The organism is Photobacterium sp. GJ3, assembly GCF_018199995.1.
In the GTDB taxonomy this organism is placed as follows: Bacteria; Pseudomonadota; Gammaproteobacteria; order Enterobacterales; family Vibrionaceae; genus Photobacterium.
Genome location: NZ_CP073579.1, coordinates 1,057,833 through 1,076,500, shown reverse-complemented (window position 1 = coordinate 1,076,500; position 18,668 = coordinate 1,057,833). Strand labels below are relative to the sequence as shown.

The following is an 18,668-nucleotide window of genomic DNA, read 5'->3' as shown; positions in this document are numbered from 1 at the left end:
CTGCGACTCAGAATGGCAGTGATGTGGATGTCGCGGCCACGGTTGAGCAGTTCCGTCCGCTGGAGCATGTCGATTTTTCCGGTGAACTTGTGCAGGCGAATGGCAGCGACATCCGGATTGATGTGCCGCTTCAGCTTGCCGATACCGACGGGGATTTGCTGCTGAATCCGGATGTGACTCAGGTGGTGATCACCGATGGGGACAATCCGGCCTTTGGCGCTGATTCAGGGGCAAGTCTCAATGAAGGCGAGGATGGCATTGCAACCGGCAATGGCACCATTGCGGTGGATACTGGCAGTGATGACATTGTCAGTGTTGTCTTTGACGGCACCCAGGCCGCGCTGGACAATCTGACCAGCCACGGTTTTGAAACCGACTATTCCGTGAACGGCGACACCATCACGCTGACCCGCACCGACGATCCGTCCATCACCGTGCTGACGATCACCATCGATCTGGACGGTAACTATGTGGTGAATCAGCTTCAGCCACTGGATCAGTTTGATGCACCGGACAATAACAATCTGGCACTCACGGTGCTGGCTCAGGACAGAGACGGCGATCTCAGCGCGCCGGGCACGCTCAATATCACCATTGCAGACGGCGTAAATGCCGAGGGTTCGTTTACCGGCACCGACAGCATCAGTTTCACCGAGCCGGATCTGACGCCCGCAGATCCGGCCAATGGTTATCCGGCATCGGGACAGGCGCAACTCAGCATTCAGCCCGGTGTGGACCGGTTGGATCCGGATACCGTCATGCTGGATGCGACAGCGCTGGCTTCGCTGATCAGCGAGCTGGAAGCGGAAGTGACGGCAGGCGGTGAACCGGTGACTGCGGTCTGGAATGATGCAACGAAAACACTGACACTCACGGCTGCCGGGGTGACTGTCCTGACAGCAACCCTGACCGCCAGCCAGAGTGCCGATGGTCTGGGCCTTGATGTGTCGGTTGATATTGAACAGCTTGCGCCACTGGATCATTCAGGGACAGACACCAGCGGCGTGGTGATTTCAGAAAACGATACGATCAGTTTTCAGCTGCCACTTCAGGCGCAGGATACGGATGGCGATTTCCTCGACAACACGATTCCGGTGTCTGTCACCGTTACCGACGGCGACGATCCGGTGATTCTTTCGGTCGATGCCGCCACGGTGTCTGAATCCGATCTGGATGGGGGCAATGGTGTTCATCCCGGCACCAACCCGGCGGGAGACGGGGAATCTGCGACCGGTCAGATCAGTGTGGATTCCGGCTCGGATGCTGTGGTTGATTTTGTGGTGGATGTTGATGCATTTAATGCCGCCCACCCTGATCTGAGTGCTGGCGGAGTGCCGGTTACTCTGATTTATGATGCAGCAACCGACCGCTATCTGGGACAGGCAAGCGGCGTGACCGTCTTTGTGCTGGCAATCAATGATGCGAACGGCAGTTACACCTTTACCCTGACGGGGGCGCTGGATCATCAGCAGCCCGCCGATGATACCAGCCTGCAGCTTGATTTCAGTGTCACTGCGGTCGATCAGGATAATGATCCCAGCGCCCCGGCGGTGCTGTCGGTGATCGTCAACGATGATGTGCCTGTGACAACTGATGTGACCTTTAACACGATTGAGGAAGGGGAAACCACCAACACCATCGATTTGCTGTCGGTCGCGCAGGAAGGGGCGGATGACGCGACGGTCACCGCGATTACTGATCCGGATGGTAACCGCAATGAACTGGCTGACGGCACGCCGGATGCCAATGGATTTGTGCCTATTGATATATTCCAGAATGGCCAGTTACTGGGTCAGTTGTTCGTGCATCCGGAAGGTGACAGCTTTTTTGTGTCTGAGCCGGATATCGATCATACCGACAGCAATCTGGTCGCGAATCTGACATTTGAGGTCACTGACGGCGATAACGATGTTGATACCAGCACGATCACCCTGACGATGACAGACGAAGCCCCCAGCTTCACCATTGCTCTGTCGCTGGGCTTTGAAGAACAGGGACGCTTCCCGGATCCGGATGAAACGCTGGACGACCCGACGCAGGGGATACCGGTCAGCATGTTCCTTGATCTGGGCGATCAGGACCGGGGCGAGACCATTGGTGATGTGCTGATTACGCTGCCCGCAGAGCCGCACGGCGCGTTTTATTTCAACGGGACGCTTCTGACGCCGGTTGGCGGCCAGGTCCAGATTCCTTCCGGTGCGTTTGTCGATCCGGATGGCGATGGGGTGTTTGAACTCGAAGGCGTCACCTTTGTGCCCGATCCGGACTTCTCGACCGCAGCGGAACAGGCCTTCATGATTGATTTTGAGGTTTCGGCGCAAATCAATGTCACCGAAGGCACGCCGCCTGCTGTTCTGACCGACACCCTGTTGATCAATGTTCAGGGTGTAGCGGATGTGCCCTTGTGGGATCCGGCGGCGCAGGTCCATTACAGCGATGGTGAAGAAGACGGCGACAATATCAGCATTGCCGCATCCTTCAATGCGCTGTTGCAGGACACCGACGGTTCAGAAGAACTGATGTATTTTGTCCGCATTGTGGAAGGGGAAGGACAGATTGTCGGCGATGGCCTGATTGCACAGCCCGATGGCTCGTTTCTGGTGCCGCTGAGTTCTGTCGGCTCGGTGGCGGTGGATCCGGCCGATAACTTCAGTGGTGATATCCGGTTGGAACTGGTGGCCCAGAGCCGCGAAACGATGAATCCGTTACCCACGGCAATCACAGCGCAGTCAGTGGTGCAGGAAGTCGTCATCAACGTTCTGCCAGTCGCAGATGATGCCCTGCTCAAAGTGACGCGGGTTGAGTCTCTCGAAGATGAACCCATTCCGCTCAGTGACCATATCACCCTGACCGAGCTGGATGACACCGCCGATGATTTTGGTGTCGAAACCCTGTTCGTCCGGATTTCCGACCTGCCGGATGGCGCCGTGTTACTGCAAAACGGTGTGCCGCTGACACCGGATGCAAACGGGGTGTATGAATTCGCTTACGACGATATTGCTGACATCACGCTGCAACCGGTTCCGGAAAGCAATGTTGATTTTACGTTCACGGTGGAAGGTGTGGTCCGGGATACGGTTGATGTCACGCTGGCGGATGGTACCTCAACCACAGTGACCGATGAACGGGTGATTCCGGCAAAAACCATCGAAGTAGATTTGACGGGTGTGGCTGATGAACCACTGATTGATACTTCCGGGTCAAGTTGGACTGATGTTCCGGGAGAGAATGCACTGGAAACGACGATTGATGAAGGTGGACAGGCTGTTTTTGACTTCAAAGTTCAGTCGGGAGAGAAATTGAATGCGCCTGATGACAATTCTGAAATCTTAGCGGTTTTGATTGCGAACATTCCGGAAGGGACATTGATTTATGATGTAAACGGTCAACAGCAGAATTTGATTTATGCGGGGACTGACCCGGAGACCGGGTTAGCGAAATATGAATTACGGTTAGAAGGAAATGTGACCGCTGGGGATATTGTTGTCGAGCCGCCGCCGAATCGGACTGAAGATATTGCACTCGACGTTCGTTATATCGTCACTGAAAACGATGGTGATCAACTGGAGTTCGATACAGCGTTGATTATCCATATTGAGCCAGTTATCAATTCCGGTAATTACACGAGAGTCAGTCAGGGACTGGAAGATCAGGCAGTCAATATTCAGTGGCAACCGGTCATCACAGATGCAAAAGAATTTGTCACAGGGCTGACGATTCAGAATGTACCCACGGCTCCGGGCTATGTGTTGCAAATCAACGACGGTGGGGTGATCACTGTCTTGAGTCTTGATGCCAGCGGCTCAGTGACGCTGAGTTCATCTGAATTCGCGCTATTACAGGCGGGTGCTCAGCTCCAGTTGATTTCACCTGAAGACTCAGATGTGGATGTGACGCTGACAACGATTGTCGATCTGCAGGAAGATGATGTGGATTCTGCGGCAACTGCGATAGAGCAGGTGACGGGTACGATTTCAGTCGATATTCAAGCGGTTGTTGAACCTGATGCCGGGATTGGTATTCAGGTCGGGACTGACGGAAATGGAAATCCGATCTTTGAAGACGATCCAATCACAGTTGACGGTGAGTTAGATTTAACGGGAGGGCCGGGTTCTGTCGGAATCATTGCTTTTGAAGATTTTGATCTGAGTAGCGACGAAGTGATCACAAATGTTGTGATTACCTTCCTTGATCAGCCTGATGCTGGTTTTGTTGTGATTGGTGGGATTAATAATGGTGATGGCAGTTGGGTGATTCCCGCTCAAAACGTCGATCAAATCAAGATTATTGCGCCAGCCAATTTTGTCGGACCTGTGAATGTTCAAATTGCGGGGGAAGTGCAGGATTTGAGTGATGATGGCGATCCGAGCGCCATTGCGACCGTTTTTGATGAAATCGTTGTGAATTTTAATCAGGGAGATTTAACACAGTTTGCTGCGGATATTGTGGTCGATGACAGTGTGATCGTTTTGGGTACAGAGGATACTCAGGTCGATTTAGGGGATTATTTGCTGCAGATTGTACAGGCAGACGTCTCCAATGGTGATGTCGGCGATGATGAGTTAGCCCTGGTGATTGACGCTGCAAGTTTACCGCCAGGGGCATCTATATCTGGCACAGAATTTAATTTCACCACGGGCCAATATCAGATAAAGGCGCCGGTGAATCCGGATGGAACGGTGGACTTGACGGGTGTGAAACTGAACTTGCCACAAGACTTTGCTGGTGACTTCATGCTTGAGGTCAAGTATGTCAATACCGATGTGGTGAGTGGTGATTTTAAAGAGCGAACCGATTCGATTCCAGTGCGTATTTCTCCTGTCGTCGACACGCCGGACTTTTCGGTCTCAGTTGTTGAATCCCAGGGGCTGGATGCAGATAGACAGCCTGTATCCGAGACCGGTGAGCCAGAAGTGATTATTGCAGGCACCGCTTATGAAGATGGTTTAATTATTTTAAATCTCGCTGGGATTGTTGTCGGTGATACCAGTACAACGGAACAGGAAGGAATTGAAACCTTCTCGCAAATTACCGTGACTGTTGCCGATCCTTCGACAGGGCTTCTTGTGGATGCTGATGGTTCTCTGGTCAACTCAATCACGGTCACGGATATGAGCATGTTGAGCGCCATTCAGTTTCAGCCTGCTGAGGATTTCAGCGGCAGCGTTGAATTGTTATTGAATGCAAATGTGGTCGATACGGCCATGTTTGATGAAACACCGGGTGCGGCAACAGAAACCGATACTGCTTCTTTCTCGGGAAGTGCCGTATTTGATGTGATTGCGGTGAATGATGCTGTGGAATTTATTGGCATAGATGTACCGATTGTTCAGTTTGAAGACTCAACTGAAATTGTGTTGGGGGATTGAGTGGTTCAGTACTCGATGTGGATGGCTCAGAAAGTATTCTTTCTGTGAAACTGGAAAATGTACCTGAAGGTTTTGTCATCGTTGGTGCAGCGAACAATGGTGGGGGGAGTGGTCTATTGCCGTGCCTGCTGGATTAACGGCGAAAGAACTGAATGACATTACGGTGATTCCTCCGAAAGATTTTAGTGGTACCGTGGATATTGATATTGTTGTTTTTACTAAGGAAGAGAGCTTACCTGAACCGGCAGAGTTCAGAGATACTTTTAATCTTGTGATCGTGCCGGTGGCCGATCGTGTTGACAGCGATATTGAAACCACAGCCAGTGGTTCTGAAGATCAGAATATTGAGCTGATACTGAATCTTCAGGCCTTTGATGATGAACTCAGCGTGGCCGAAGCCCCGAATGTGAATGAAATTGGCCCTGAGACACTGCAGATTATCGTGTCCAACGTGCCGGATTCCAGCCGGATTGAATTGCCACCGGGGGTGTCCGGAACGGTGACGGACAACGGGGACGGCAGTTGGACAGTTCAGGTAGAAAGTTCCTCGCTGGACAGCCTGATATTCGTGCCGGGTGATGCGAACAGCAACAACTGGAATGGTGAGCTGAATCTGGATATTCGTGCTGTTGATTTAGATGACGAAGCCACGGATGATCTGGCGGTATTTGAAACCATTACGGTGACACTGGACAGCGTCAACGATGCGCCGGTGAATGTGGTACCGTCGGATCCGCTGGTGGTGGATGAAGATAACACACTGCTGATCACGGCACTGCAGGTCACGGATGTGGATGTGGATGAAGACACTGAAGGGACAATGACAGTCACGCTGTCTGTCAGCGACGGCGTGCTTGCTGTACCGGACGGCAGCAATACGGGCGCGCTTATGATTTCCGGTGACGGGACAGACACCATCGTGCTGGAAGGTTCAGTCACAGACATCAACACACTGCTTGGCAGCGGTTTGAATTTTACGCCGGACCTGAACTTCAATGGCGATGTCACGCTGACGATGACGTCCAATGATCAGGGCAACACGGGCGCTGGCGGCCCGCTGGAAGACAGTGACACGGTGACTATTCAGGTACAGGCCATCAATGATGCGCCTGAATTGACACCAGTGCCCGATCAGACCGTGGCGGAAGAGGCGGTACTGACACTCAGTGGTTTATCCGTCACTGATGCTGATTTCGGCGAAGCCGGATCAACCGGCGTGATGACCGCCACACTGAGCGCGGATCAGGGCACGCTGACCGTGACTGTCCCCGGTGGTTCTTCGGTCATCGTGACCGATAACGGGACAGGCGCGGTGACGCTGGAAGGTAGCCTGGATGAGATCAATGCCATTCTGGCATCGGGTGTGGATTATCAGGGAAATGCGGATTTCAATGGCGCAGATACGGTCACAGTGACGGTCAATGATCAGGGCAACGTCGGGACTGACGGCCCGAAAACTGCCACAACCACAGTGAATGTGACGGTGACGCCGGTCGCGACACCACCGACAATGACACTGTCTGTCCCGCAGACCGCTGTGATGCGGGGGGCACTCGGTGCGGTCATACCGCTGCTGGGGCTTGAAGCGGTGGCGGGGGATCCGAATGAAACCCTGACGGTGCAGATACGCAATCTTGGCACGGGTCAGTTAGTCGACAGCGCCGGGGCTGTAGTCGGAACAGACAATGGCGATGGCAGTTGGACGGTCACTCCGGCACAGCTCAGTGATCTTTTTGTCAGCAATTTGCCGGAAGGGACCAGTAATCTGTCCGTGGTTGCGGTTTCTGAAGAAGTGGATGGCAGTCAGGCGGAATCAGCGCCGGTCGCAATTGAAGTCCGCGTCGATGATCCGGCCAATACCGGCGGGGAAATCGGTGCAGGTGACAGCGGCGCACCGAATCTGGTCATCAGTGCGGATGGCGGAGACACGCTGCTGGGGGGAGATGGCGAAGATATTCTGGTTGGCGGCTTAGGTCAGGATATTCTGGTCGGTGGTGCAGGCGATGACCTGCTCTGGGGCGGTGAAGCCGGCGGCACCGGTGACGGGGTTCGTGATCTGTTCAGGTGGATCGCGGCAGATTTAGGCACAGCTGGCAATGAAGCCACGGACACGGTGAAAGATTTCGAAGCCGGAATCGACGGTCTGGATCTGACCGAAGCGGTGGATACGTCCGGCAGCAGTTCCTTTGATGATCTGACCGCTCAAATTCAACTGACCGATGACGGTGCGGATACCGTCCTGGATATTCTGGATGGCGGTTCGGTTGTTCAGCGTATTGTGCTGGAAGGGGTCAGCCAGGCCAGTTTGCTGGGCACCGATCCGGCAAGCCTGACCGATGGCGAGAAACTGGAAACGCTGTTTGGTAATGGCACCTTGCTGCTGGATATCAGTTTTGCCACCAATGGTGATGATGAATTGAGCGCAGACCCGTCCGGCAGCACGCTGAACGGACTGGCTGGCAATGATACACTCATCGCCGGTCCGGGGAACGATATTCTGACTGGCGGCGATGACAACGATATCTTTGTACTGAATCCGGGCTCGTTGTCGACCCCGGCGAATACTGATGTGATCACCGATCTGACGCTGGGCGAAGATGTCCTGACCCTGTCGGATGTATTGCCGGATGAAGGTGGTGATGAACTGACCCGGTTGCTGGATCATCTGGATGCGAGCGTTGATGGTAGCGGGAATGTCAATCTGACGGTGAATGCAGACGCGGGCCAGCAACAGAATGTGGTGCTGGAAAATCTGGATCTCAGCTCACTCGGGCTGGACATCGCCTCAACGGCCAATGAGATTGTCACCGCGCTCTTTGATCAAAACGCGCTGAATGTCGATCCTTGATCGCGGTGCGGTCACACGGTGCGCCACGGCAGCACCCAATGCCGTGGTGCTTCAGTAGAGATAACCCAGCCAGTCGATCTCTCCGTCTGGCCAGGGGGCGCCCTGAATGGAACAGACCCAGAGATCGTCCAGCCAATGATGGCCGATGCCAAAGTTCTGATGTTCATGAATCATCAGCCAGTGGTGCTGGGCTGAGATGTTTTGAAAACCGTGTTTGCGGTAAAACGTCTCATGCTCAGAGAGCAGCATGATAAAGTCCACGGCTCTGGATTGGGCATACTGGTTTAAATACGTCAGCATGGCGGAGCCGATTCCAGTCCCCCGGACTTGCTCACGAACACAAAAATCAATCACCCCCAGTACTTTCAGCACGGAATCACCCACCCGGATTCGCCGATAATCCAACCCGAGATGGCCCGTCAGGGTGTCACCGTCGTATGCCAGCAATCGCAAATGCGGGCATTGCTTGTAATAAGAACGGGCCACCTGATGCTTCGGAAAGCTTTCATTCCGGAGTTGCTGAATGGCGGCATGGGTTGCTTGGTCGATGTCTATTTCTGGGGTGACCCGTATATCAGTCGTCATCATTCGTGATCTGAAATCTGCGGTGACTTGATTATTTGGGTTGGACAAAAACGCCTTGAATCGAGCATTTCCACCATCCGGTGTATTGATTGGTTTGTTCAAAACGCAATTGTCCTTTGAAGTTTTTGGTTGCCATCATGGTTAACAACAAAGAATAGAGCTCTTTGTAGTTCGCATTTTCTTTGGATAATCTTGCACCTCTGTCATTGTTACACCCCGGAAGCGAACCTGATTGGAATTCAACGTATAAGCCATCTCCGGCATCGTGATAAAAACTGACAGGGTATAAAGTGTCCATCATTGGGCCGGTTTCAATTGTTGCGGATGAATTCGCAGAGAGCATTACTAGTGCTGTAAAAAGTATAAGTTTCTTCATTTTTTGCCTCTGCATAATAAATAAATAATGAAAACGAAAATGCCAGAGAAATACGGTTATCTGGTATTGAAAATTAACCGGAATCATAACCGTTAAATCAATATATAACCAATCGTCAGAATTAATTTTCGACATCGGTAGCGGAAACCTGGCTTTTTGGTTTCAGGGGTTTGGTTCAACCTTTCACTCAATCCACCCGAATCAACGCTAACCGATAAAAATCCAGTGCCCGTCTTTTTTGTTGCTCAGTGGGACGTTTGTCATTGCAGTACACCCAATAACAGGATTTCAGGATGGCCATGACTTCATCATGCTGTAACCAGCTGGGGGTCGCCAGTCCGGTGAGTTCCAGGATCAGAAAACATAACTCATGGTGAAAAGGCACAATGAAAAAGGCGCGATAAGCTTTTTTCAGAGCTTTGTTGGCTAAATTTTCCTGACGATACTGCTGCGCCTGTTTCACCAGTGTGCCACCAAGGCGTAGGCGTTGATATATTTCATCCTGAAAACCATTCAGCAGTTCTGTCTGGCTCAGCATCAAGCCTTCATCGTCCGCTTCCCCACAGATTTGCCGGGCTTTCACCATGGCGGACTCATACATATCCGGCATGCCGCAAAAACCATACATGCGGGCCAGATTGAGTGCCGTGTAAAAATCTGAAATGTCCTCCTGATCCGATTCAATTTGATTGGCAATGCTGTAGCAGTTCTGAATCTCTCCGCGTAAGCAGGCCAGAATCGCCATCCCGACCAGCAAACTCGGATGTCTGGCGAGTTGTTTATCATCTTTCGTTGTTTTCTGATTCAGCCGGATGAGTGCGGTACGGGCGTCATCAACCAGCTTGATCTGTTGTTTGGGCGCTTTGAGATAAATACTGGCCAACAGCATGGATACAGACATATTGACGTCAATACCCAGGCTGTACTGGCTGGTATCTTTCACTTTTTCTGTGTAGCGGCAATAGCTGGACGCGGCTTGTTCGTGCTGCTGCTGTGCCGCGTACAGGTTGGCAATAATGAGCTCCCGGATGGGATTGGCCGGGTTGATTTTATGCAGCAGCAAAAACTGCTGAAGCGCTTCAGGTAATTCTTCTTTCCGGATCAGGCAATTGGCCAGGCTTTGACGGACTTTCGGATGGTTGGGATGACGCGCCAGTATTTCCTGAAATACCTCTTCTGCCTGCTTGAGTTTGCCGGAACCCTGTAACGCATTGCCAAAACCAACCATAGGCCAGATGTGCTGTGTTTCCTGCATAGCCTGTTTGTAAAAAATTTCTGCTTCCTGATGCCGTTGCAGTCGCAGCAGACAATCCCCATGAATCCGGGACAAATAGCCTTTGTATTTCGGGTACTGACTCAGCAGTGTTTCACCGCAATGCAGGGCAGTTTCATATCGTTTCTCTTCCACGGCAGTGAGCAACGTATTCAGGGCAATTTTACGCTCAAGCACATACTCAATCCGGGAGATAAAATCATTCATCCGGAAGGGTTTAATGAGATAGTCATCAGGTTCCAGCTCCAGAAAGTGAGTGACCACTTGCTGGCTGTTATCGCCAGTCACACAAATAAACACACTGCTCGGTGGCAGCAGGTGGTTGTGTTTGATTTCATCAAAAATCAGGCCACCGTCAATATGGTGCTGCATGTTGTAATCACATAACACCACGTCGTACGTGTTGGTGCGAAGCATCCGCAATGCTTTCAGGCTGTCGCTGGTGGTTTGAATCTTTGCGTTCGGCACACCTGCGTGTGTCAGCATGGAACGCATCAGGGAAATTGAAATATGACTGTCGTCGATGATCAGAAAAGAGAAATGGCATAACAGCATCAGACTACCGTCCCTGTCTCGAATATCTGACCAGAGCATAGCGCATTGTTGCATAACTGCCTGATAAATCGCCTGCATTTCAGCATTTTTTTCTGGATGAAAACCGCCAAATCGTGGAGTGAGGTCTCATTTTTCAGGAATCCGTCAGAACGACAGGGCAAACCGACTGAATGAAGGTGAATCCAGTGAGATAGCAACCGGGCCTTGTTGATAAAATACGCTGAAAATCAATGATATGAGGTAGCGGCATGGCAGTGACGGTAAGTGCAGATGGCTTGAGTATTGTCCATCAGGGGTCAGAAGGCGTGGCAAATGCCGATATTCCGGATGTTTGTATGACACAGTGCGGACCCCCTGTGGTGCCGATTCCTTATTCCAATCAGGCCAAGTCGGCGGATCTGGTCGATGGCACCAAAACGATCACCATGGATGGCGGCAACAGTGTTGCGATTAAGCCCAGTAAGTTTTCAACCAGTACCGGCGATGAAGGCGGCGATAAAAAAGGCATTGTCTCGGGCACCATTCAGGGAGAAGCCGCCTTTGTGACGGCTTCTGCAACCGTGAAGTTTGAAGGTGAAGGTGTGACGCGCCTGTCCGACATGATGACGATGAACAAAGCCAATACCATGTGCCTTGCCGGTGTGTCGCAGGCCAGCGTTGAAGTTCCGCCGGATGAAGCATCAACCTTCGATGTGACCGTGAGTTGCCGTTATCCGACGGGCGCGCCGCTGACCAATGCACCATTTACGGTGACCGATGAAGGTGGGGCTGAGCTGGGAAGCGGTACGCTGGACAGCAGCGGTCAGGCCACGGTCAGCGGATTGGATGAACAACTGTGCATGTTCAATTTCAAAGAGTCTCAGGACCCATACCAGCCTTATGAAACGCTGCCTGAGAACACCACGGAAAATACCTATCCGGACCTCTTTGCTTACTTTTCTGCTGTGGCCGGAAACCGCGTTCCGTACTGGCAGGAACGAAGCGGGGTGCGAAATGACTGGGGGGTTCTGCTATCTGAAACCTTCTCGGATCCGGACTTTGAAGCATTGGTGCGATTTGAAAGTCAGTTCAGCGCTGCGTATTTCGCCACTGAACATCAGCACAAAGTCTTTGGCGAATGTTTTGTGTCTGCCATGGACTGGATCCAGCGCGATGCAGACACCGTCGATCACTATGTGCCGCTGATCCACAGTCTGGCACCGATTTGCCATCCGCAAGGTCATATTCTGTCTGTGCTGTTTACGCCAGATGAGTTCTTACCCGCGGCTTTCTTGCTGGGCGGTGTGCGCTATCACGGTACGGGAAACAGTATCGAATATATCCGGAATTTAGACTGGGGTGCGGTCGCCCAGACACTGAATCAGTACATTGATGGATTCGTATCAGTGATCAATGACTATCTGACGTTCATGAAACTTCAGGCGGAATATGATCATCGCACTGTGATTGTGGAGGGGATCACCCGTTATCAGGAAGGTCTGAAAACGCTGAACCGACTCCTGCCGGATCTCACAACGCAATACTTTTCCTCGCTAAGTGAGAAATTGATGCAGCTAATTGAAAACGCAGAGGAAAGTATTGTGACAAACACCCAGGTTTCCGGTTACAGTTCCACGGTTGGCCAGGTGACTGCTGTGGTATTTACAACAGCGACCCCCGGACAGGAAAGCCTGATTCCGTTCTTTGATGTGTTTTCAGACTAAGGAAGTAAATTCATGAACACAGCATTTCCTATCTGTCAGGTCGATGGCAAACCATTCGCGGATATGGCGGCACTGAAAGTGCTGCTGAGCGGGCAGACCAGCGGCCGCTATCTCATCAGTAAAGGCCGTGGCTGGCATGGCGGTATTCACTTAAATAACCGCATCGCTTTCTGGGCGCAGCACTTTCAGCCGGTTCAGGCGATGATCGATGGTGAGCTGGTGGCCTATCGCATGTCGGAGGAATATCCAACCACACAGTATCTGGATACCACGTCCAGCTACAGCAACAACTTTTGTCTGCTGCGGCACACCTTCCAGAACCCGGACAAAGAAGACGAAAGTTATACTTTCTATTCCCTCTACATGCATTTGCAGTCCCAGAAGGAAATTCAGGATTCAATGGCGGCAGCGGAAAATGCCAGCCAGCTCCCCTATATCCGCTTGAAAAAGAACCGGAACTCTCGCAGTAAGCCAGGCAGTGCAGATTTTGACAAAAAAGTGTTACTGCCCGAAGGTACAATTCTGAAACTCATTGATCCTTCAAGAGCAACGGTGGTGAAAGGTAAGCTGGGCAGCACTGAGTATGATTTCCTTCAGGCAAAAGTGGTTTGCGTGGGTCAATATACAGGCTCAAATCAAGTTGCAATTCAATCAGATGCCGATTTGACGCTCAATCAGGAAGTCTGGATTGCGATCAAGCAACACGGTGAAGGGATCGAACCGGAAGCCATGTGGAATGAAATTGCAGAACCCCTAACCAAGAAGCTACCACCGTGGCACATGAAAAATGGGCCGGAGGCTAAGCTTCCGATTACGGTGGATGGCGCCGTTCAGATCCCGGACATCCCGTTCAAAATTGAGGCCGGGGAACACTTGGGCTATCTGGGTAAATATGAATTTCTGAAGAATGCGCAGGGCAATATTGATCAGGAATATCGTGTTCATCTTGAGGTCTTCTCTAACGATCGCCCGCCAGAATACTTCCTGAAAGCGCTTGCAGCCGGTCAGGAAGAACATGGTTTTCAGGTGATCGACGGCAGCGGCAGTAATGGCGTGATGGAACCGGAAAATGTGTTTTTCAATGACATTTACCGCGCGATTGACACCGACAACGATGGACAGCTTTCAGAGAATGAACTGATCGCATTTTATCAGTCCGCCACGAACAAACTGGAAAAAGTGATCGCCAAGCATCCAAGTGAGTGGCACTTTGAAGAACAAGTGGATAATGCCTGGTTTAATCAGGTGCTGGAAAAAGGGCGTGATCTGCTGGAACAGCATGCCAGCAAGTATTTTCAGTCTGAAGCCATCTTCCAGGAATCTGCGTATCGCGAAAAAATCATGTCGCTGTACGATGATTTTATTGACCATGAAAAAGCACGTATTGAACAAACAGCGTGGATGCAACAGTTAGATACGGAGAAGTTGGAGATTCAGCCCCAAGTGTGGCATTTTTGGCCGTTCGCTATCCGCAGTTATGGTTATCAGATCTCTAAAGAAAAAATGGCCGCGTTATTCCCCGATGCTCCAGAAGATAAGCGAGAAGAAGTTCGCATTTTATTTAATGCTAATGCTGAGCTATTCGAAATCAATACTCATGAGCGTGCGGCTCAGTTTTTTGCTCAGATCAGGGCGGAAGTTGGTTCAAGCTTAACTGGTAGAGAAGAAGACCTATGGTATAGTGTCAGCGCACTAAAGAGTATATTTTCACGTTACTTTAATCATTATCCTTCTGAAGCCGATACTTATGGTTATATTAGAGTTGAGCCTGAGGTATATCGGGGGCTTAATGAATCTGATAAATCACAGTATGAATACAGGAGCAAGGATGGGTTGTATTATTTGCAATATCCACAAGAAGATGAAATTGCGAAACGTGTCTATGCTTGCCCTGATGGCGGCTTTAAGTTAATACAAGGCGGCGATGAGAGTGGAATCAATTTTAAAGGAAAAGGTTTTATACAGTTAACATGGAAGTCAAATTATGAGAATGTTCAGGATATTCTGGAAGAGACTATTCCTGAGGTGAGTTTTAATCTTGTCGAAGACCCTAATATTTTGCTTGAAACGATACCTGGTTTTTTAAGTGCTTTAGGGTTCTGGAAGTTAAATAAGTTAAACGATAGAGTAGATAATACTGAAGAATCAACAGATAGCATTACAGATGTGGTTAATTTTCATACTTCGAGTCGAAGTAAAAGGAAAAGATTTTTCAGCCAAGGATATGCTGTTTTATCGGGGGATTAATATGAATGTAATTTGTAAAAAAACAATCAATATATGTAGTTTAATATTTACGATGATTGCATCTGCTCATGCTATAGCAGAAACAAAAAAGGGCTGTAGTGAGCTTGTGTTGGATGCAATGTACCAAGATGCAAAGCAACATAATGAAACAACTTTTAACAACTCAGAGTTCATTAGTGTTTCATGTAAAAACATGCCCAATGAAAGCGATACATTAGTGGCATCCTATTTACAAAAGATACGAGAATATGATATCGGATCTTCGTATCTATGGCGTGTTATGAAGACCAGCAAAACTAATGGTTCTGTTTTGGCATCTTATACAGGATATATTTCTGAAGATAGCTCTATTCAAGTCGGAGAAGATAGCATATGGATTGATACAGCTAAATATGATTTAGCAGAAAACCAAAGAGCATTTGGTGTTCGGTTAGATATTGGATACAGTCCGAGATGCGCTGATGGTGGTGAGTCAGATTATTTAACGTTATTTTTACAGGATGGTACTCATCTTAAACCTGTATTAAAGAATATTGCGATGAGTACGTGGTCTAATTACAACGGAATCGCTTGTTTAGACCCGGAGATTGTAAAGGTTGATGAGAAAAAATATATTTTTATTCTAAATTCAAAAACTAATGGATTTAATGACTTGCTGATAAAAGGGAAAAGTAGTACTGAGACTAAAACAGAATTAGCGAGTGAAATCCTATCATCGATAAAAGAATTTCATTCTAAATATGTTTACGACGGATCTTCCTATAACAATTAGAAATGAATTTATTGACTTGAATGATAATCAATGATGTTGTAATTTTACTATTTCCAGCATCATTGTTAAATCTTGTATGTATAATGGTTAGGCAGTTCTGCCGCATTATTTTTACTTTACTGACATGCCATTACTCATTTGCGAGTGACTGTCAGTATCGTACGAATTCGAAAGGATCTAGTTCATTTAACTAGTTGAGAGCATAAGATAAACGGTTAAAAGACGAAATAAACACAACAGTTTATTATTGAAGATCCAACATGGTTAATAAAATGGATACAGTGTGCAAGAGATTTTTTCGGAAAAGAAGTCATTGGAGTTCAATTCATAAGCGACTGAAGACCGATGAATGATAATTCCAATTGAAATAATTCATGAAAACGGAAATTATTCCAATCTTGTTATCCATTGGATTTTCTATTGGGGCTTGTGCAGAAGATTCATTCAGTTTTGACTGTCAGATCGACTACACGCAAGACATTGTGAGTGAACAAGGTTATATTCTGTCTGTGCTGTTCACGCCAGATGAGTTCTTACCCGCTGTTTTCTTACTGGATGGTGTGCGCTATCAGGGTACGGGAAAAAGTATCGAATATATCCGGAAATTAGACTGGGATGCGGTCGCCCAGGCACTGAATCAGTACATTGATGGATTCGTATCAGTGATCAATGACTATCTGACGTTCATGAAACTTTAGGCGGAATATGATCATCGCACAAGACGGGAACATTTGTATGAAAATTATATATACTATGCTATTGGTTTTTTCTTTTGAGTCGATTGCAGATGAGATAAGTAATTATCGTTATTACCAGATATGGCCAACACGGCCTAGTTCTTCGGAAATAGGAAGTGTATATATCAAAAAAGATGATCCTTGTATCATTGTATACAACAAGAAAAAGAATAGTAGAAAAAGATATTGTCAGATGGGAGATAGTCAACTGAATTTAGAGAAAAGCTATCCAACGATATACCCTACACGGTTAAGCTTTGATGGTGCTAATCTTTCTTTCCTTGTTGCAGCGCCTTGGGCTGAGCAAAAGTGTAAAATTCATTTAGGCCGTGAAGAGATTCAATGTGAATCAACAGGAAAGTGATATATTGCTAGAATTAATTGAAATCGCCAGTGAGAAATCCAGGTGATTTCAATTATTTATTTGTTCAATCAAAATAATTAAAGTGAATGTTCATATAAAAATAAAAGTAAGCAAATTTTTAAATTAGAACAGAGTTATACACTATTATATGGTTGAAAATTTATTTTGTGGTTATGAATGACTAAATAACCTAGAATAAATAAATTTCGAAGCCTATTAGAAGTGTAGAGCTGCACTGCTAGAAGCTATATTCAAAAGAAAGTAGAAATGACCCCAGAAGATACTTAATGATAATTAAGCATGGATAAATAAAACAAGACAACACTTTTTAAATTCCGACAAAGGATTAACAGGAAGATTGAATATAAGTGATGAATAAGTTTGTTATTATATTTTTCGCTATTTTTGCAAGTAAACCATCATTTGCAAATGAGAGCCAGAAATGTGTGGATTCAATCGTGAGATTGATGAAAAATGATGCATTTTATTCAAATGATGGGGAGCGTCACAAAGATGATTTAAAAGCGTACACCTGTGAAAAAACAACAGATAGTGCCTATACAATAGCCTCATATTTACAGCTCAGTGAGAAAGATAAGAAATATGATTTATATCATTGGCGGGTTTTGTTAATTAAAGACGAGCAGCGTATTGAATCTTCGTATTCAGGATTCATAGAGGAAGAGGCTGAGATTGCAGTCGGTGATGATCCAATTTTATTAGACACTCATGACTATTATCTTGATGATAACGTCAAAGCATTTGGCGTGATACTGAATGTTGGGTATGCAGCTCCCTGTTCTACAGGTGGCAGGAATCAGTATTTCAACTTATTGGTTCAAAACCAGAATAATATGAATCGGGTGTTGATTGATTATCCAATGAAAGATTGGTTTATTTTAAAAGGGAATGCTTGCTATGAAGATCAAAGAGTCATCAAGCAGATAGTAAATTCATCCGTTGAAGTAAAAGAAACAAAAACAAATGGATTCTACGATTTACTAGTAAAACGTAGAGAAATAATTGAAAATGAACGAGATGAGGTGCTGGATGAGCAACTGAAAATCATTCACCGCAACAAACTACTGAAGTTTGATGGTCATTTTTATCGATGATCCGTTGCTGATCATGTCTTGAGGACGTTAGATGATGAAAGTCAGATTACCAGCTTTATATTTATTGATGCTTCTATGGTCATTGAGAGCATATGCAGATAATTCATTCAGCTTTGATTGTCAGATCGACTATACGCAAGACATTGTGAGTGAACAAGGTCAATATATTAGACTTGCACCTTATCAAACAAAATTTGATTTTCAAGAGTTAGGTATTACGGTCGCACCTAAAAATCACCCAGAATATCCAGAAAACTATTTAATTATCAATGAACCTCTGATTAGAAATTATCATATCGAAGTTGAGAATGATAATTTTATTATGAAAAGTAATGATAAAGTACTCATAAATACGAGTCTTAAGAAGCCTTCAGAGGGTATTGTGATCAATGCAAGCATTCAAGAGTTTTCAGAGTCTTACGTGCTTATCGACTTTTCATTTTATAATCCCAATACCATGCTAAGACAACATAATTGGCAGATCATGTTTGATAATTACGATAAAGAAATCAATAATGACAATGTCACGAGAACATTAAGTTTCAAGAAATATAATCGTGGTTATGATTGTGAGGATAACCTGGAGGACACAAATTTCAAAACCTATCAGAAATATTGGGGTGCACTACTGGAAGCAATACTTCAAAAGAAAATTGAAATAACCCCAGAAAATCCTTATTGATATTTATGTATGGATAAATGAAGGATTCCAGTGTGCATGTGT

At 47.5% G+C, this 18,668-nt stretch carries 12 protein-coding genes; 9 read left to right on the top strand and 3 right to left on the bottom strand.

The window, feature by feature from the left end; all coding sequences use genetic code 11:
• Positions 1–23: 23 nt before the first annotated feature.
• Positions 24–5,369 (top strand): hypothetical protein, encoded by a 5,346-nt coding sequence (locus KDD30_RS21780; RefSeq protein ID WP_211650683.1) that lies wholly within the window; start codon positions 24–26, stop codon positions 5,367–5,369.
• Between the two features lie 121 nt (positions 5,370–5,490).
• Complete coding sequence (locus KDD30_RS21775) at positions 5,491–8,217, top strand: S-layer family protein (RefSeq protein WP_211650676.1); 2,727 nt, start codon at positions 5,491–5,493, stop codon at positions 8,215–8,217.
• Positions 8,218–8,268: 51 nt separating this feature from the next.
• Here the strand turns inward: KDD30_RS21775 and KDD30_RS21770 are convergent, their stop codons facing one another.
• The 3 genes from KDD30_RS21770 to KDD30_RS21760 are packed head-to-tail and all read right to left on the bottom strand — an operon-like array spanning position 8,269 to position 11,006.
• Positions 8,269–8,805 (bottom strand): GNAT family N-acetyltransferase, encoded by a 537-nt coding sequence (locus tag KDD30_RS21770; protein ID WP_371826106.1) that lies wholly within the window; start codon positions 8,803–8,805, stop codon positions 8,269–8,271.
• Positions 8,806–8,833: 28 nt separating this feature from the next.
• Positions 8,834–9,313 (bottom strand): hypothetical protein, encoded by a 480-nt coding sequence (locus KDD30_RS21765; protein ID WP_249199360.1) that lies wholly within the window; start codon positions 9,311–9,313, stop codon positions 8,834–8,836.
• A gap of 52 nt (positions 9,314–9,365) precedes the next feature.
• Positions 9,366–11,006: a response regulator gene (locus KDD30_RS21760; protein WP_211650674.1), complete on the bottom strand. Its 1,641-nt coding sequence runs from the start codon at positions 11,004–11,006 to the stop codon at positions 9,366–9,368.
• 248 nt (positions 11,007–11,254) lie between these two features.
• Here KDD30_RS21760 and KDD30_RS21755 point away from each other — a divergent pair, with 248 nt between their 5' ends.
• From KDD30_RS21755 to KDD30_RS21725, 7 genes are all read left to right on the top strand, one after another.
• Entirely contained in the window at positions 11,255–12,709 is a 1,455-nt protein-coding gene (locus tag KDD30_RS21755) for a DUF4150 domain-containing protein (protein ID WP_211650665.1), read from the top strand.
• A gap of 12 nt (positions 12,710–12,721) precedes the next feature.
• Positions 12,722–14,956, top strand: coding sequence for a hypothetical protein (locus KDD30_RS21750; RefSeq protein ID WP_211650663.1), 2,235 nt, complete (start codon positions 12,722–12,724; stop codon positions 14,954–14,956).
• Positions 14,874–15,728, top strand: a complete 855-nt coding sequence (locus tag KDD30_RS21745) for a hypothetical protein (protein ID WP_211650661.1) — start codon at positions 14,874–14,876, stop codon at positions 15,726–15,728. Before KDD30_RS21750 ends, KDD30_RS21745 begins: the two co-directional genes overlap by 83 nt.
• A gap of 374 nt (positions 15,729–16,102) precedes the next feature.
• Positions 16,103–16,426, top strand: a complete 324-nt coding sequence (locus KDD30_RS21740) for a hypothetical protein (RefSeq protein ID WP_211650659.1) — start codon at positions 16,103–16,105, stop codon at positions 16,424–16,426.
• Between the two features lie 37 nt (positions 16,427–16,463).
• A complete protein-coding gene (locus tag KDD30_RS21735) occupies positions 16,464–16,829 on the top strand; it encodes a hypothetical protein (protein WP_211650658.1) in 366 nt (121 codons plus the stop codon).
• A 371-nt stretch (positions 16,830–17,200) separates the two neighbouring features.
• Positions 17,201–17,944: a hypothetical protein gene (locus tag KDD30_RS21730; protein ID WP_211650656.1), complete on the top strand. Its 744-nt coding sequence runs from the start codon at positions 17,201–17,203 to the stop codon at positions 17,942–17,944.
• A gap of 31 nt (positions 17,945–17,975) precedes the next feature.
• On the top strand, positions 17,976–18,626 hold the full coding sequence (locus KDD30_RS21725; RefSeq protein WP_211650654.1) for a hypothetical protein: 651 nt from the start codon (positions 17,976–17,978) through the stop codon (positions 18,624–18,626).
• Positions 18,627–18,668 lie beyond the last annotated feature (42 nt).

Excerpts from the sequence above, each read along its gene's own strand:
- KDD30_RS21725 (WP_211650654.1), top strand. The coding sequence starts at position 17,976 with ATGATGAAAGTCAGATTACCAGCTTTATATTTATTGATGCTTCTATGG.
- KDD30_RS21745 (WP_211650661.1), top strand. The coding sequence starts at position 14,874 with ATGTGGTTAATTTTCATACTTCGAGTCGAAGTAAAAGGAAAAGATTTT.
- KDD30_RS21755 (WP_211650665.1), top strand. The coding sequence starts at position 11,255 with ATGGCAGTGACGGTAAGTGCAGATGGCTTGAGTATTGTCCATCAGGGG.
- KDD30_RS21770 (WP_371826106.1), bottom strand. The coding sequence starts at position 8,805 with ATGATGACGACTGATATACGGGTCACCCCAGAAATAGACATCGACCAA.
- KDD30_RS21760 (WP_211650674.1), bottom strand. The coding sequence starts at position 11,006 with ATGCTGTTATGCCATTTCTCTTTTCTGATCATCGACGACAGTCATATT.
- KDD30_RS21765 (WP_249199360.1), bottom strand. The coding sequence starts at position 9,313 with ATGTCGAAAATTAATTCTGACGATTGGTTATATATTGATTTAACGGTT.
- KDD30_RS21740 (WP_211650659.1), top strand. The coding sequence starts at position 16,103 with ATGAAAACGGAAATTATTCCAATCTTGTTATCCATTGGATTTTCTATT.
- KDD30_RS21750 (WP_211650663.1), top strand. The coding sequence starts at position 12,722 with ATGAACACAGCATTTCCTATCTGTCAGGTCGATGGCAAACCATTCGCG.
- KDD30_RS21730 (WP_211650656.1), top strand. The coding sequence starts at position 17,201 with ATGAATAAGTTTGTTATTATATTTTTCGCTATTTTTGCAAGTAAACCA.
- KDD30_RS21735 (WP_211650658.1), top strand. The coding sequence starts at position 16,464 with ATGAAAATTATATATACTATGCTATTGGTTTTTTCTTTTGAGTCGATT.